At 68.2% G+C, this 15,000-nt stretch carries 14 protein-coding genes and 1 pseudogene; 6 read left to right on the top strand and 9 right to left on the bottom strand.

Features of this window, described 5'->3' with window-relative positions:
• Positions 1 to 59 precede the first annotated feature (59 nt).
• From ABIC21_RS01060 to ABIC21_RS01045, 4 genes are all read right to left on the bottom strand, one after another.
• Complete coding sequence (locus tag ABIC21_RS01060; RefSeq protein WP_354348571.1) at positions 60 to 1,037, bottom strand: NUDIX hydrolase; 978 nt, start codon at positions 1,035 to 1,037, stop codon at positions 60 to 62.
• 11 nt (positions 1,038 to 1,048) lie between these two features.
• Complete coding sequence (locus tag ABIC21_RS01055) at positions 1,049 to 3,313, bottom strand: RNA degradosome polyphosphate kinase (RefSeq protein WP_354348570.1); 2,265 nt, start codon at positions 3,311 to 3,313, stop codon at positions 1,049 to 1,051.
• A 115-nt stretch (positions 3,314 to 3,428) separates the two neighbouring features.
• A complete protein-coding gene (gene mshD, locus ABIC21_RS01050; RefSeq protein WP_354348569.1) occupies positions 3,429 to 4,400 on the bottom strand; it encodes a mycothiol synthase in 972 nt (323 codons plus the stop codon).
• 233 nt (positions 4,401 to 4,633) lie between these two features.
• Positions 4,634 to 5,332: a winged helix-turn-helix transcriptional regulator gene (locus tag ABIC21_RS01045; protein ID WP_307465631.1), complete on the bottom strand. Its 699-nt coding sequence runs from the start codon at positions 5,330 to 5,332 to the stop codon at positions 4,634 to 4,636.
• Positions 5,333 to 5,590: 258 nt separating this feature from the next.
• Here ABIC21_RS01045 and ABIC21_RS01040 point away from each other — a divergent pair, with 258 nt between their 5' ends.
• From ABIC21_RS01040 to ABIC21_RS01015, 6 genes and pseudogenes are all read left to right on the top strand, one after another.
• Positions 5,591 to 6,325 carry a permease gene (locus ABIC21_RS01040; RefSeq protein ID WP_354348568.1) on the top strand — a complete coding sequence of 245 codons (735 nt, stop codon included), beginning with the start codon at positions 5,591 to 5,593 and terminating at the stop codon, positions 6,323 to 6,325.
• A 175-nt stretch (positions 6,326 to 6,500) separates the two neighbouring features.
• The gene (locus ABIC21_RS01035; protein WP_307465627.1) at positions 6,501 to 7,115 is read left to right on the top strand and encodes a nitrobindin family protein; all 615 of its coding nucleotides are present in this window, start codon (positions 6,501 to 6,503) and stop codon (positions 7,113 to 7,115) included.
• 97 nt (positions 7,116 to 7,212) lie between these two features.
• A pseudogene (locus ABIC21_RS01030) lies at positions 7,213 to 7,939 on the top strand (flavodoxin family protein).
• Between the two features lie 22 nt (positions 7,940 to 7,961).
• Positions 7,962 to 9,044 (top strand): CAF17-like 4Fe-4S cluster assembly/insertion protein YgfZ, encoded by a 1,083-nt coding sequence (gene ygfZ / locus ABIC21_RS01025; protein ID WP_354348567.1) that lies wholly within the window; start codon positions 7,962 to 7,964, stop codon positions 9,042 to 9,044.
• Entirely contained in the window at positions 9,041 to 9,436 is a 396-nt protein-coding gene (locus ABIC21_RS01020) for an ankyrin repeat domain-containing protein (protein ID WP_354348566.1), read from the top strand. Before ygfZ ends, ABIC21_RS01020 begins: the two co-directional genes overlap by 4 nt.
• Positions 9,437 to 9,489: 53 nt before the next feature.
• Entirely contained in the window at positions 9,490 to 11,016 is a 1,527-nt protein-coding gene (locus ABIC21_RS01015; RefSeq protein WP_354348565.1) for a DHA2 family efflux MFS transporter permease subunit, read from the top strand.
• Positions 11,017 to 11,033: 17 nt separating this feature from the next.
• Here ABIC21_RS01015 and ABIC21_RS01010 read toward each other — a convergent pair whose 3' ends face one another.
• The 5 genes from ABIC21_RS01010 to ABIC21_RS00990 form a co-directional block, all read right to left on the bottom strand.
• A complete protein-coding gene (locus ABIC21_RS01010; RefSeq protein ID WP_354348564.1) occupies positions 11,034 to 11,744 on the bottom strand; it encodes a GNAT family N-acetyltransferase in 711 nt (236 codons plus the stop codon).
• A gap of 53 nt (positions 11,745 to 11,797) precedes the next feature.
• Entirely contained in the window at positions 11,798 to 12,823 is a 1,026-nt protein-coding gene (locus ABIC21_RS01005) for a 6-phosphofructokinase (protein WP_354348563.1), read from the bottom strand.
• 182 nt (positions 12,824 to 13,005) lie between these two features.
• Positions 13,006 to 13,260, bottom strand: coding sequence for a PspC domain-containing protein (locus ABIC21_RS01000; protein WP_354348562.1), 255 nt, complete (start codon positions 13,258 to 13,260; stop codon positions 13,006 to 13,008).
• Positions 13,261 to 13,263: 3 nt separating this feature from the next.
• On the bottom strand, positions 13,264 to 13,557 hold the full coding sequence (locus ABIC21_RS00995; protein ID WP_354348561.1) for a hypothetical protein: 294 nt from the start codon (positions 13,555 to 13,557) through the stop codon (positions 13,264 to 13,266).
• A gap of 1 nt (position 13,558) precedes the next feature.
• On the bottom strand, positions 13,559 to 14,974 hold the full coding sequence (locus tag ABIC21_RS00990) for a PspC domain-containing protein (protein ID WP_502935938.1): 1,416 nt from the start codon (positions 14,972 to 14,974) through the stop codon (positions 13,559 to 13,561).
• Positions 14,975 to 15,000: the final 26 nt, after the last annotated feature.

The raw sequence follows: 15,000 nt of genomic DNA, 5'->3' as shown, positions 1-15,000 counted from the left end.
CGGCAATGTATCAAGTGTTTGATACAAACTACGGCCGCGACCCCGGAGGGTCAAGGACCTCAGTCGTCGAAGGGCCTGAACCGCTCGACGGCAACCACCTTGTCCTTGCTATGGTGCGCCACGTGGCAGACGACGATCTCACCGGGAGCGAGGAACGGGTCGGCGTCCGGCAGCAAGGCCCGCAACCGGGACCCCATGTGCTTGCCAAGCTGCGCGAACACTGTCGGCAGGGCGGGGCGGTGCGTGCACAGCGCCACAGCCCGCTGTTTGTCGAAGAGGCCCTCGACGGCGGCCGCCGTCCTGTGCGGATGACGGCCGTGCCGGTGCTCGGTGAGGGCTTCATTCAGCTTCACCTTCGCCTCGGACGCCTTGGCGTAGGGGGCGATCGTGGCGACGCACCTCAGCCACGGGCTGGAGACAATGCGCAGGGGCTTCCAAACCTGCAGCAGCCGGCCCACTGCCTGCGCCTGCCGCAACCCGGTGGCGGCCAGGGGCCGGTCCCCTTCGGCCTTGGACCATGAAGAGCGCGGCTTGGCTTTGGCGTGGCGCACAATCACGAGCGGCCACGTCTTCAGTTCGCCCCGGGCATGGGCGTCCGCCAGGTGCTCCAACGGGGCCACATCGCCCGGGTTGCTCAGCAGGCCGGCCGCCCGCTCCGGCGAGCACCACATGACGCTGTCCACCTCCTTGCCGTCCGGCACGAGGATGGCCCCGTCGACGTTGACCGCCCAGTAATGGACGACCTTCAGCCCGACGGGGACATGGTAGTGGATGGCGGGCAGCGGGATGCCCAGGGGCGCCTTCAGCCCGATTTCCTCGTCGACCTCGCGGGCGGCACACTCGGGCACCGTCTCGCCGGGGTCGATCTTGCCCTTGGGCCAGGACCAGTCGTCATACCGCGGGCGGTGGATCAGCAGGACCTCGACTTTGTCCTTGTCGCCCGGAGCGACGCGCCAGGGAACGGCGCCGGCAGCCACCACGGCGATCGCTTCACCGGGATGGTCGGTCTGGTCGGGAACCAGTGAATCGCTGTTCAATGCCAGAGCCCCTACCGCAGCCCGGCCGAGCGCTGCCGCGAGCGGGAATTGAGCAGCCAGGACTGGATGTCTGCGAGATCCTGCCCGTCTTCGGCGAGGTGGTGGCGGGTCCATTCCGCCTTGTTGTTAAGGTGCCAGCTGGCGGTGCCGGGATCCATGTAGCGGCGCAGCAGGTCCATGACGTACGTCGTGTCGTCCCCGCTGGTGAGCTGGACGAGGGCTTCCACCCGCCGGTCGAGGTTCCGGTGCATCATGTCAGCCGATCCGATGTAGACCACCGGGTCCCCGGCATTGGCGAAGGCGAAGACGCGGGAGTGCTCCAGGAAGCGGCCCAGCACGGAGCGGACCGTGATGTTCTCGCTGAGGCCGGGCACGCCGGGGCGCAGGGAGCAGATGCCGCGGACGATGATGTCCACGGGGACGCCGGCCTGGGAGGCCCGGTACAGGGAATCGATGATGGCTTCGTCCACCATCGAGTTGACCTTGATCTGGACCCGGGCGGTGAGGCCGGCCCGGGCGTTGCGGATCTCGGTTTCGATCCGGTCGATGAGTCCGGAACGCACGGACCGCGGCGCCACCAGGAGCCGCTTGAAGGTCGATTTCGGGGCGTAGCCGGAGAGCTGGTTGAAGAGCTTGGAGAGGTCCTCGCCCACCTGCTCGTTGGCCGTGAGGAGCCCCAGGTCCTCGTAGTAGCGGGCCGTGCGTGGGTGGTAGTTGCCGGTGCCGATGTGGCAGTAGCGGCGGAGGCCGTCGACTTCCTGGCGTACCACGAGCGAGAGCTTGCAGTGGGTCTTGAGGCCCACGATGCCGTAGACCACGTGGACCCCGGCCTGCTCCAGCTTCCTTGCCCACGAGATGTTCGCCTGCTCGTCGAAGCGGGCCTTGATTTCGACCAGGGCCAGGACCTGCTTGCCGGCCTCGGCGGCGTCGATCAGGGCGTCGACGATCGGCGAGTCGCCGGAGGTGCGGTACAGCGTCTGCTTGATGGCCTGGACCTTCGGGTCCGAGGCGGCCTGTTCCAGGAAAGCCTGCACGGAGGTGGAGAACGAGTCATAGGGGTGGTGGAGCAGGATGTCCCGCCGCCGCATGGCCGCAAAGACGTTCGCCGCCTTGGACGTTTCCGATTCGTTGAGGTGCCGGGAGGTGTGCGGGACGTGCTTGGGGTAATGCAGGTCGGCCCGGTCGATTCCGGCGATGACGGAGAGCCCGCGGAGATCCAGCGGGGCCGGGACGGAGTAGACCTCGGATTCCTCGACGCCCAGCTCTCGGATCAGCAGTGCCCGGATGTTCGGATTGATGTCGTTCGTGACTTCGAGCCGGACCGGGGGGCCGAAGCGGCGCCGGAGCAGTTCCTTTTCGAGGGCCTGTAGCAGGTTCTCGGCGTCATCCTCTTCGACCTCGAGGTCCTCGTTGCGGGTGACGCGGAAGGTGTGGTGCTCCAGCACTTCCATCCCGGCGAAGAGCTGGTCCAGGTGGACGGCGATGACTTCCTCGAGCGCGATGAAGCGTGCCACCCGGCCTGGCACGGAGCCGGCGCGCGGACCGTCGACCGAGATCAGCCGGGGGAGCTGGTCCGGGACCTTGAGGCGGGCGAAGAGTTCCTTGTCGCTGATCGGGTTGCGGACGACGACGGCGAGGTTCAGTGAGAGCCCCGAGATGTAGGGGAAGGGGTGGGCCGGGTCAACGGCCAGCGGGGTCAGGATCGGGAAGACCTTCTCGGCGAACATGGCGCTGAGCTGGTCCTTGGCCTGGGAGTCGAGTTCGTCCCAGTGCATGAGGTGGATGTGCTCATACGCCAGTGCCGGGCGGATCTGCTCGGCGTAGACGCGGGCGTGGCGCTGCTGCAGCCGGTGGGCCTCCTCGCCGATCTGCTCGAGGACCTGCACCGGGCTGAGCCCGGCGGGGGAGGGGACGGCCAGGCCGGTGGCGATCCGGCGCTTCAGCCCGGCGACCCGGACCATAAAGAATTCGTCCAGGTTGGACGCGAAGATGGACAGGAAGCTGACCCGTTCCAGCAGGTGCAGGTCCGGGTCTTCGGCGAGTTCCAGCACACGGGCGTTGAAGGAGAGCCAGCTCAGTTCGCGGTCCAGGAAGCGGTCCGGGCTGAAGTCGCCTTCAGGCTCCAGATTGGGCGCGAATTCCGGAATGTCGATCCGGTCCTGGGTGGCACGTGAGGCAGGCACTTCGGAGGAGCCGAACTGGGCGCGCGCGGGCCGGACTTTTTTGTCCGGCGTGGCGGTCTCAGACGTGGCTGTCCGGGCAGAATCCCGTTGCATGGTCTCTCCTAATGCTGGCTCGATTTAGCTTCAACCTTACAAGCAATTACCCTGCGATCAGCTTTCGAGGAGTCCAGATTTCCCGGGGCCGGAGACAAGATGTCCGCCGATTGGATTAACGCCCCTCCAGTGGGGCGTACATGACGTCGACGTCCCAGCGGGTGAAGCCCAGCCGCCGGTACAGCGAAACGGCCGGTATGTTGTCCGCATCGACGTAAAGCATAACGGCGTGCAGGCCCTGGTGCTGCAGGTGGCGGATGCCGGCCACGGTCAGCGCTTTCCCCAGGCCGGTGCCCTGCGCCTCCGGAGTGACGCCGACGACGTACACCTCGCCGATCGCGGGGTGGTCCCCGTGCCGGGGGTGCACCTTGGTCCAGTGGAAGCCGAGGATCCGGTCCGAGGCGTCGACGGCGAGCAGGAAACCGGCGGGATCGAACCACGGCTCGGCCATCCTGGCGTCCAGATCGGCGCGGGTCATGTTTCCCTGCTCGGCATGGTGCGCGAAGGCGGCCCGGTTCGCGGCGAGCCAGGCGTCCTCATCCCGGCCGGGGACGAAGGCGCGCAGCGTCACGCCGTCGGGCAGGGGGACGTCGGGCAGCTCCGCGGTCAAGCTGGCGAGCCGCATCTTCCACAGCTCCCGGACCGGGCCGTAACCGTAGCGCGCGGCGAGGTCGGCCGCGGCCTCGTGGTTGCCGTGGGACCAGGCCTTCAGCCCGGCGAAGCCGCGGGTGGCCCGGAGTTCGCCGACCAGCCGGCCCGCCACGCCCTGGTTGCGGTAGGTGGGGTGGACGGCTATTTCCAGCACGCCCGTGCCGTCCGGTTCACCGATCACGACGGCGACGCCGGCCAGGTCCTGCGCTGTCGGCGGCCCGGAGGTCTCGTCGGGGCAGTATAGGGCGAGGGTCAGCACGGCATGGGCGCCAGCATCCGCGGCGCGCAGCGTCACAAGCGTCTGCTCGGACAGCGGCGGGTTGCCGTCGGATTCCTCCGCCGCGGCCGCGAGGGCTTTGATGTCCTTCAGGAGCTGCGGATCCGCGGCTCCCTTGGCGGTGAGGACGGGCCAGTTCTCAGGGTGCGCAGGACTCATGGTGCAAGGCTATACGGTGCCGCCGGAGCGGGACCGATTTTGTGGTTTCCGGAACTGTTACGTATAGTCGTTATCTCGTCCGGCTGTTCGGTCCAGAACTTGTTTCTGGGTGCCGCTGGCTTGGAATCGAGGGGGATCCACCACTGGGGTGGCCTCGATACGTTCGACCCGTATGTCCTCCACTGAAGAAAGCGAAAGCCCCGGACTGATGTCCGGGGCTTTCTGCGTGCACGTCAGGCTTCGGTGAGTTCTTCCTCCGGATGCCGGACCAGGGTCAGGCGGTACCCCACGTTCCGGACCGTGCTGATCAGGTTCTCGTGGTCGGCGCCGAGTTTCGCCCGCAGGCGCCGGACGTGGACGTCCACCGTGCGCGTGCCTCCGTAGTAGTCGTAGCCCCAGACCTCGGTCAGCAGTTGCTGGCGGGTGAAGACCCGGCCGGGGTGCTGCGCCAGGTACTTGAGCAGTTCAAATTCCTTGAAGGTCAGGTTCAGCGGAGCGCCGTTGACCCGGGCGGTGTAACTTGCCTCATCGATGACGACGCCGGCGGCCCGGATCTCGGTCGGGGCGTCGTCCTGGTCGGGCACGGCCCGGGCGACGCCCAGGCGGATGCGGGCCTCGACCTCGGCGGGTCCGGCGGACTCCAGCAGGATGTCGTCGACCGCCCATGCCGAGGATACGGCGGCCATGCCGCCCTCGGTCAGGATCAGCATGAGGGGGGCGCTCAGGCCGGTGGCCTTGAGCAGCTGGGTCAGGGAGCGTGCGCCGACGAGGTCTTTGCGGGCGTCCAGCAGGACAATGTCGCAGGGGTCGGTCTCCAGCAGCGCCGTCGGCTCGGCCGGGAGAATATGGACCCGGTGGTTCAGTAGTTCCAGCGCGGGCAAGACGTCCACCGATGAGCCGGTGCTGTTCGTCAGTAGCAGGATGTGCGACATGTTTCCTCCAAGGGGTGTCCGCGCATCGTTGGGCGTCTGTAGCTGAGTCTGAGTATACCCAAAGGCCCCTTGCCGGACATGCTTCCGTCACCTGCGTCCGGATCTTTTGCGACACAAAACGGTCACATAGGGCAGGATTGATCGGGCGGGGCTTGCCGCCCCCATGACGAAAGATCAGGTCGAATTGGGGTCCGCAGTGAGCGAGAGTACGACGATGGCCGGGAGACGGATGACGGATATGCGCATGTCGGGTAAACAGTGAGGGCTTGGTCCATCGGCGTCATCGGCCTGGCCGGACTCGCCGCGACTGTCGGCGCGTCCTACACCTCGCCGGAGGCACTCCTGGCGGTGGGGGTGCTCACCGCCGCCGCCGTCGGCATCGGCTGGCCGCACTTCCTCGGCATCCCCGCCAGGAAAACCCTCGCTGTCCTGATCGGCCTGCCGGGCGTGGGCGCTGCCGTGACCGCCGCGTACCTTCCCGCCCCGGGTTTCCTGGATTGGACGCCGTCGTTCATAGCGGCAGGCGTGATGGCCATCTTCGTGATGCAGCTGATCCGCGGCACCGGCCAGGCGCAGCGGCTGGAGTCCACGCTCGGGTCCTGCGCCGGCGTCCTGCTGTCCTGCCTGGGCGCCGGGTGGATCGCGACCTCCCGCTTCAACGGCGTCCGTGAGATGCTCCTGGTCGCCACGATCAGCGCTGCGATCGCCCTGCTGGCGGGCCTGATCCGCTGGCCGGACCGGGTCGTGGCACCGCTGGGCGTCGTCGCTGCCGGGCTGGCCGGACCGCTCGCCGGCCTCGTTTTCTCCGACATCGCCGTGATCCCGGCCGCGATTGTCGGAGTGGTGGTGGGAGCCGTGCTGGTCAGTTTCCGCCGGCTGGTCATCATCCGCGGTGAGTCGCTAAGCTTTGCGGCAGCCCTGGGAATCGGGCTGGGGCCGGTGTCCGCCGTCGGTTCGCTGGCGTACTTCATAGACAAACTACTCATCTTCTAAAGCGCTAGGATGGCATCATGTCCGTACTTGCATTTGAAATTTTCTTCCTTGTCCTCCTTGGCGTTGCGAGCCTGGCCATGGCCTGGTTTGCCGGCTTCGTGGTGTACCGCCTCTTCAAGGGCCAGAAGTAACAGCCAGAAATTACTAGCCGTCTTCGTTTCCAGAGGTAGCTGCTGTGCCGATTGAAATACCTACAGATCTGACCCCGGAGATCGTTCCGCTGTCCTGGCTCATAGGTGAGTGGGAGGGCCGAGGCCGGCTGGGGGCCGGGGAAGAGGATTCCGAGCACTTCCTGCAACACGTGTCCTTCACCCACAACGGCCTGCCGTACCTGCAGTACCGGGCCGAGAGCTGGCTGACCGACGACGACGGCACCAGACTGCGTCCGTTGACGGTCGAAACCGGTTTCTGGGCGCTGGAGCGCAAGCAGCGCGAGGAAGACGGCGGCCCCGGGCTGATCCCGGCGGACATCGTTCCCGTGCTCAAGAGCGCCGACGAGGTCGAGGCCCTGCGCAACAAGGACGGCGGCTTCGACATCTCCGTTTCGATCTCCCACCCCGGCGGGATCTCCGAGCTGTACTACGGGCAGATCAAGGGCCCGCAGATCCAGCTCAGCACCGACATGGTGATGCGCGGCAGCCACTCCAAGGAGTACACGGCGGCCACCCGGATCTTCGGACTCGTGGACGGCAACCTGCTCTGGCGCTGGGACGTGGCCACGGGCAAGGCTCCTGCGGGGGGCAGCGGCCTGGAAGCCCACGCGTCCGCCATCCTCCATAAGGTCACCTAAGCGGCGCTACACGCTGCGCCGCCCGTGGTGGGGTCTCACTGATTTTCCTTTGTCCATAGCGACCGCAGGGAGTACCACAGTGAATGCCACAGCTGCCATGCCTGGAACGTCCGGAACGCCGGCCGATTTCAGCGACCTCAAGGCCGTGTATTTCAACGGCACCCTCAAGAAGTCCCCGGAGACCTCCAACACGCAGGGCCTGATCGAGGTCAGCCGCCGGATCATGGCCAAACACGGCGTCAGCACACAGGTCATCCGGACCGTGGACCACGACATCGCCAGCGGCGTCTACCCGGACATGCGCGAGCACGGCTGGGCCACCGATGAATGGCCGGAGCTGTATCCGGCCGTCCGGGAAGCCGACATCGTCATCGTGGCCGGACCGATCTGGCTGGGCGACAACTCCTCGCAGACCAAGAAGCTGATCGAACGGCTCTATGCGCACTCCGGAGAGCTCAACGACAAGGGCCAGTGGGCGTTCTACCCCAAGGTGGGCGGCTGCCTCATCACCGGCAACGAGGACGGCATCAAGCACTGCGCCATGAACGTCCTCTACAGCCTCCAGCACATCGGCTTCACCATCCCGCCGCAGGCCGACGCCGGCTGGATCGGCGCCGTCGGGCCGGGCCCGAGCTACCTCGATGAAGGCTCCGGCGGCCCGGAAAGCGACTTCACCAACCGCAACACCACGTTCATGACATGGAACCATGCTGCACATGGCCCGGATGCTCAAGGATGCCGGCGGCATCCCCGCCTACGGAAACCTGCCGGAGGCGTGGAAAGCCGGAACACGGTTTGACTTCGAGAATCCGGAATACCGCTAGCCCCAAAGGACTTCTACTTCATATGACTATCAAGAGCCCCCTGCTGGCGCGCCCTGGCGCCGTCGAAGCCGGCGGCGCTGACGCCGGCGTCGCCTCCCACTATGGCGAACCGCTGCGCGAACAGCGGGCGCTGGCCGCCGGCACCGCCGTCGTGGACCTGTCCCACCGCGGCGTGGTCACCGTCACCGGGCCGGACCGGCTGAGCTGGCTCAACACCCTGTCCTCCCAGCAGCTCACCAGCCTGGCGCCCGGGCAGTCCAGCGAGCTGCTGCTGCTGAGTGTGCAGGGACGGATCGAATTCGACGCGCGGGTGGTGGACGACGGCGCCACCACCTGGCTGATCGTCGAGGCCGCCGAGGCCGCGCCGCTGGCCGAGTGGCTCAACAAGATGAAGTTCATGCTCCGCGTCGAGATCGCCGACGCCTCGGCGGACTGGGCCGTGCTGGGAGCCACCCACCGCGTGCCGGAATGGTCCGGCCTGCTGGTCTGGGAAGACCCCTGGCCGCATGTCGGCGCCGGCGGCTACTCCTACGCGGTGGTCGCGGAGGACTCCCACCCCGGGCTGGAACGGCCCTGGTTCGAATACCTCGTCCCGGCCACGGAGCTGGAAGCCACGGTCGGCGATCGCCCGCTCGCCGGGATCTGGGCAGCCGAAGCGCTGCGCATCGCAGCCTGGCGGCCGCGCTGGGGTGCCGAAACCGACGACAAGACCATCCCGCACGAACTCGACCTGCTCCGCACCGCCGTGCACCTGAACAAGGGCTGCTACAAGGGCCAGGAGACCGTGGCCCGGGTCCACAACCTGGGCCACCCGCCGCGCCGGCTGGTGTTCCTGCAGCTCGACGGCTCGCAGCACACGATGCCCGCGGTCGGCAGCGAGGTCCGCGCCGGCGACCGCAAGGTGGGCACCGTGACCTCGGTGGCGCAGCACTACGAAATGGGGCCGGTGGCCCTGGCCGTGGTCAAACGGTCGGTCGCGCCCGAGGAAGTCCTGACCGTCCTCGACGGCGAGGAACCCTACACCGCGGCGCAGGAACTCATCGTGGCGCCCGACGCCGGCCAGGTCGTGGGCCGCCAGACCGGCTTCCTGCGGGGTACCCGATGACCCACGACAGCACCGCACCGGACGACGAGACCCTGGCGCTTGCCCACAAGCTCTTCGACGCGGCCCGCCAGGGGGACTCCGCGCTGCTCGCGGGCTACCTCGCCGCCGGGGTCCCGGCCACGCTGACCAACGAGGCAGGGGACACCCTGCTGATGCTCGCGGCCTACCATGGCCACGCCGACACCGTCCGGCTGATCCTGCAGCACGGCGGCGAGGCCAATATCGCCAACGACCGCGGCCAGACGCCGCTCGCCGGTGCCGTGTTCAAGGGCTACGCGGAGGTGGCGCGGGCGCTGCTGGACGCCGGAGCGGACCCCGACGCCGGCACGCCCTCCGCGCGCGCCGCGGCGCAGATGTTCGAGCGCAAGGACATCCTGGTCCTGCTGGGCTGAGCGCGCCCTGCGCGGAACAGCATCAGCCCGCCCTTCAGCCCCTAAGGAATCCCGTGGAAAACGTAGCCAGGCCTTGGCCTGCACTCTGGTCCCTGGTGATCGGGTTCTTTATGATCCTGATCGACACCACCATCGTGTCGGTGGCCAACCCCCGCATCATGGAAGGCCTCAATACCGACATCAACTCGGTCATCTGGGTCACCAGCGCCTACCTCCTCGCCTACGCCGTCCCGCTGCTGATCACCGGCCGGCTGGGTGACCGGTTCGGCCCCAAGAAGCTCTACCTGTCCGGTCTTGTGGTCTTCACCGCCGCCTCGCTCTGGTGCGGGCTCTCCGGCGACGTGGAGATGCTGATCCTGGCCCGGGTGTTCCAGGGCTTCGGCGCGGCGATGATGACGCCCCAGACCATGGCGGTCATCACCCGGATCTTCCCGCCGGACCGGCGCGGCGCCGCGATGGGCATCTGGGGCGCGACGGCGGGCATGGCCACCCTGGTGGGGCCGATCCTCGGCGGCGTCCTGGTGGACGGGCTCGGCTGGGAATGGATCTTTTTCATCAACGTCCCGGTGGGCATCGCCGGGTTCTTCCTCGCGCTGCGCTACGTGCCGGCACTGAGCACCCACCCGCACAAGTTCGATATCCCCGGCGTGCTGCTCAGCGCCGTCGGGCTGTTCCTGCTGGTGTTCGGCATCCAGGAGGGCGAGACCTACGACTGGGGCACCATCGCCGGACCCATCACGGTATGGGGGCTGATCATCTCCGGAATCGCCGTGCTGGGGGTGTTCGTGGTGTGGCAGAAGGTCAACAAGGGCGAGCCGCTGCTGCCGCTGTCCCTGTTCAAGGACCGCAACTTCTCCCTCGCCAACATCGGCATCACCACGGTGGGCTTCACCGTGACCGCGTTCACGCTGCCGCTGATCTTCTACTACCAGGTGGTCCGGGACCTGACCCCGACCCAGTCAGCGCTGATGATGGTGCCGATGGCCTTGATCTCGGGCGGGCTGGCCCCGGTGGTGGGACGGATCATTGACCGGATCAACCCGAAGTTCATCACCGTGGCCGGACTGGTCCTGATGTCCGTGGCACTGTTCTGGAACGCCGTCCTGATGCACCCGGACACGCCGATCTGGCTGTTCCTGCTGCCCAGCGCGGTCCTTGGCTTCGCCAATGCCGGGATCTGGGCGCCGATGAGCACCACCGCCACCCGGAACCTGCCGCCCCGGCAGGCGGGAGCCGGCGCCGGCGTCTACAACACCACGCGCCAGATCGGGGCCGTCCTGGGCAGCGCCGCCATTGCCGTGCTGATCCAGGCGCGGCTCGCGGCGGAACTCCCTGCCGCTCCGGGAGGGGCCGGGGAAGCCGGTGCGATGTCGTTTGGCGGCGCCCTTCCCGAGGCTCTGCAGGAGGGTTTCTCGACGGCCATGGGCCAGTCCATTCTGCTGCCCGCCGCGGTCATCTTGCTCGGCGCGGCGGTGGCGCTGTTCTTCGCCAGGCCCCAGCCGATGCAGGGCTGGGGCACCCCCGGCACGGTGCCGGCAGCATCGGCCGGCACCCAGGGCGCCGGGGCGCAGTCCCGCTGACGCTACCCCGGCCCTGATCAGCCCAGCAGGACGCTGGTCTGGATGCCGCCGGCGGTGAAGCCCAGGCTGCGGGCGATGGCCATCGAGCCCTTGTTGCTGACGTCCGAGCGCCACTGCAGCGTCAGCCCGGAGGCGAGTGCCTCGTGGGCCGCAATGGAGGCGGCCAGGGAGCCCAGCCCCCGGCGGCGCCACTCCGGCGCCACCAGCACCCCCATCTGCGCCAGGATGCCCTCCCACTCGGTGTAGGCGCCGCACGCCACGGGCGTCCGGCGGCCGTCCTCCGCGTGCAGGATGGTAAAGCGGTGCTCCAGGCCCGAGAGGCCCACTTCGTTGACGTCATCCGGCGGGCAGGCAGCCTCCAGCTCGATCGCTTCCGGATGGCCGTGCGAGACGGTCAGCTCCTCCGCGGGCTGCCGCAGCGGCAGGTCGTCCGCGAAGAACAGCGCGGCGGCGCCGAGCCCGTGGCCGCCGTGGTCCCGGCTGATGGTCAGCAGCGTGACGTGCTGCGCGAGTTCCTCGTCGGACAGCCCGACGGCGGCGTCCAGCGCCCACTGCGGGCCCACCAGCACGGAGTTCCCGAACAGCCGGACGAACTGGACGGCGCGGGCCTCCTCGTCGGCGCGCGTGATGCGGACCCCCGCGGCGGCCGCGAAAGCGCCGTCGTCGAGCCCCAGGCGGCGGGCCCACGCGAGCTGGATGATGTCGACCGAACCGGGCTCAAGTGTCATGACTCCACCCTACCCACGGGCGTGCCGGGCCCCAGTGCGGAGGCTCAGGAGCCTCAGCCGAAGAGGACCGCGGCCTCGTCGTAGCGGTACTGCGGGACGGTCTTGAGGTTGCCGAGCGCGGCGTCGAAGCCCACATGGACGATGTCGGTGCCGTTGAGGGACACCATGGTGCCCCAGCGTTGTTCCACGACGGAGTCAATGGCCGCCATGCCGAGGCGGGTCGCCAGCACCCGGTCGAACGCCGTAGGGACGCCGCCGCGCTGGATGTGGCCCAGCACCGTCGCCCGGGTTTCGATGCCCGTCATGGCTTCCAGTTCCGGGGCCAGCCGTTCGGAGATCCCGCCCAGCCGCGGACGTCCGAAGGTGTCCAGCCCGCGTTCGGAGTGCGGGGTTTCCTGGTCATCCGGGACGAACCCCTCCGCGACGACGACGAGCGGCGCGCGGCCGCGGTCGTGCGCCGAGGTAACCCATTCGGCGATCTGCTTCATCGAGGCCTTCTGCTCCGGGATCAGGATGGCGTGGGCGCCGGAGGCCATGCCGGCGTGCAGCGCGATCCAGCCCACGTGGCGGCCCATCACCTCGGCGATCATGCAGCGGTGGTGGGACTCTCCGGTGGTGCGCAGCCGGTCGATCGCCTCGGTGGCGATCTCGACGGCGGTGTCGAAGCCGAAGGTGTAGTCCGTCGCGTCGAGGTCGTTGTCGACGGTCTTGGGGACGCCGACGATTTTCAGGCCGGCGTCGGTGAGCCGCTTGGCGGCCGCGAGGGTGCCCTCGCCACCGATGGCGATGAGGGCGTCGATGCCGAGCCGGTCCATGTTGGCCTTGATGACCTCGGGCCCGCCGTTGTTCTCAAACGGGTTGGTGCGGGAGGTGCCCAGGATGGTGCCGCCCTGCTTGGCGATGCCGCGGACCATGGTGCGGGGGATATCGATGATGTCGCCCTCGACGACGCCGCGCCAGCCGTCCAGGAACCCCACGAATTCGTGGCCGTGGACGGCGATGCCCTTCAGGACGGCGCCACGGATGACGGCGTTCAGTCCGGGGCAGTCTCCGCCGCTGGTGAGGATTCCAATTTTCATGTTTCGGCTCAAATCCTGGCTCGAAGGGTTACAGGCAGAGCGCCACGCTGAGCTCACCTAGAGTCTAATGGCGCATGTGTGGCAGGACACAAACGATGACAACGCCCAAGTGCCCCTGCCGGGCGGCAGGGGCACTTTTTGTCTTTGCGGTACGTCGTCGCGCCACTCCCTCGGGGAGGGCCTTAGGGCCGGTTCGGACGCTTCGCCAGGAACGTCTCAAGGACGATGGCATTCTGCTGGTCCGGCAGGAGCAGCCAGGCCACGAGATACAGCACGAAGGCCGGTCCGGGCAGCAGGGCGAAGAGCAGGAACGCGATCCGGACGAACGCCACATCCACGTTCAGCTTCGCGGCGATCCCGCCGCAAACACCGCCCAGCCAACGCTGCGGACCACGTTTCAGGCCGAGGCCCCGGATAGTGCTATAGAACTTTTCCATGGCTCAAGACTTCCCTGTTGGTGCCGCTTTGTCACGCCCCCGGGCCGAGAGCAGCCCGCCGATCACCAGTGCCGCCCCGGCGCCAATCATCAGGCCGATCACCACGTAGGTGCCGTTGAGGGCCACGATGCCGAGCTGGGCGACGATGATGAGAACTGCGAGGGCCACCACGATCAGCCCCCAGACGATGGTGCCGACGCGGGCCGGGGAATCCTCCGGCGGCTCCGGGTTATCCGACCGGGGAGCGGCGGGGCCGTCGTCGTTCGCGCTGCCGGCCGGTGCGTCATAGCTGCTCATGTCAGTTCCCTTCCTTGATGGTGACGTTGCTGAAAGTGCCGTTGATCTCCACGATCAGCGTCTCTCCCGGCTTCTCGGTGTTGTAGCTGCTTTGCTGGTTGGTCATGCCGCCGTGATTCTGGCTGCCTTCATTGAGGTTGCCCATGGTCATGTCGGCGCGGATCTGCACCGGAACGGTGTCCGGGATGACCACCGTGAGGTTGCTCGCCGTCGCGTCGATGGGGACCACGACGTCGGCCCTCAACGGCGGGTTGATCGCGAGCCTCGTCAGGTCCACGGTCCCGGTGCCGGCGGTGATGTCGAAGCCGCCCCGGGCCTGCTCGACGCTCACCGGTGACCAGTCGGCGTTCTGCGGGCGGAAGCGGTCGCCGTTGGGGAGCACGTTGTAGATGCCGCCGACAATGAGGGCGACGACGGCGAAGAAGCCGAGGATGCCGGAGGTGCGGCCCCGCAGGCCGGCGATGGCGATGCCGAGGCCCAGGACCACAGCGGCGCTGGCCCAGACGACAGCATTGCTGGACGTGCCCAGGTCGATCACGTTCGCGACGTCGAGGGCTTTGAGGCCGCCGCCCACCAGCAGGGCGAGTCCGGCGGTGACCGCGACGGCGGGGGCGCCGGGGCCGAAGTTCCGCTTCGCAGCCGGCGGGACGGGTCCGCCGCCCGGCACCGGCTGGTAGCCGCCCCCGGGGGGAGGGACGGGTCCGGCAGGCGGAGGCGTGCCCCAGCCCGGGCCGGGCACCGTTGACTCACCGTAGCGGGGGAGCGTGGCCGAGGCGCCGTAGCCGGTCGTGGCGATGGGAGCCGTCGACGTCGACGGCGTTGCCGGCGGTGCCGGGTTCGGCGGGTAGCCGGGGTTCGCCGGGCCGCCGGACTGGGGGCTCGAGGACATGAGTGGAACTCCGTTCGGGGACTTGTTGCGCTGTGTGAGGTAGTAAATGAGGTAGATGGCGCCGCCCACCCAGAAGACGGTCCAGACGAAGGCGCCGAAGCCGTAGCGGTCCCAGCCCCAGATTCCGGTGCCCAGGCTGGGGAAGCCGATGATCGTGGTGATCAGCGCACCGGTCATGCCCGCGGACCAGCGGCCCGCGGCGGCCTCCTGGACGTGGATGCGGCCGTCGGGTTCCGGCAGGAGGGCCCAGGCGATGCCGTAGAGGAGGACGCCGACGCCCGCGAAGATTGTCAGGACGATCAGGATGCCGCGGACAATCAGCGGGTCGACGCCGAGGCGCTGGGCGATTCCGCTGGCGACGCCCCCGACCCAGCGCTCGCGGCCCCGGTACACGCCCTGGCTGCGGATCCAGTCGAAGAAATTCTGCGGCTGGCTGCCGGCCGGCGGCGGCGTCGGGCCGTAGTAGGGCGGCGGGGGCGGTGGTGGTGGCGGCGGCGTCCCTGCGCCGCCGCCGGCCGAAAAGTCCAACGGCAGAGTCGCGGAAGTATGCAGCG

Source organism: Pseudarthrobacter sp. PvP090, from assembly GCF_040547365.1.
Taxonomy (GTDB): Bacteria; Actinomycetota; Actinomycetes; order Actinomycetales; family Micrococcaceae; genus Arthrobacter.
This window is presented reverse-complemented; position numbering and strand designations above follow the sequence as displayed.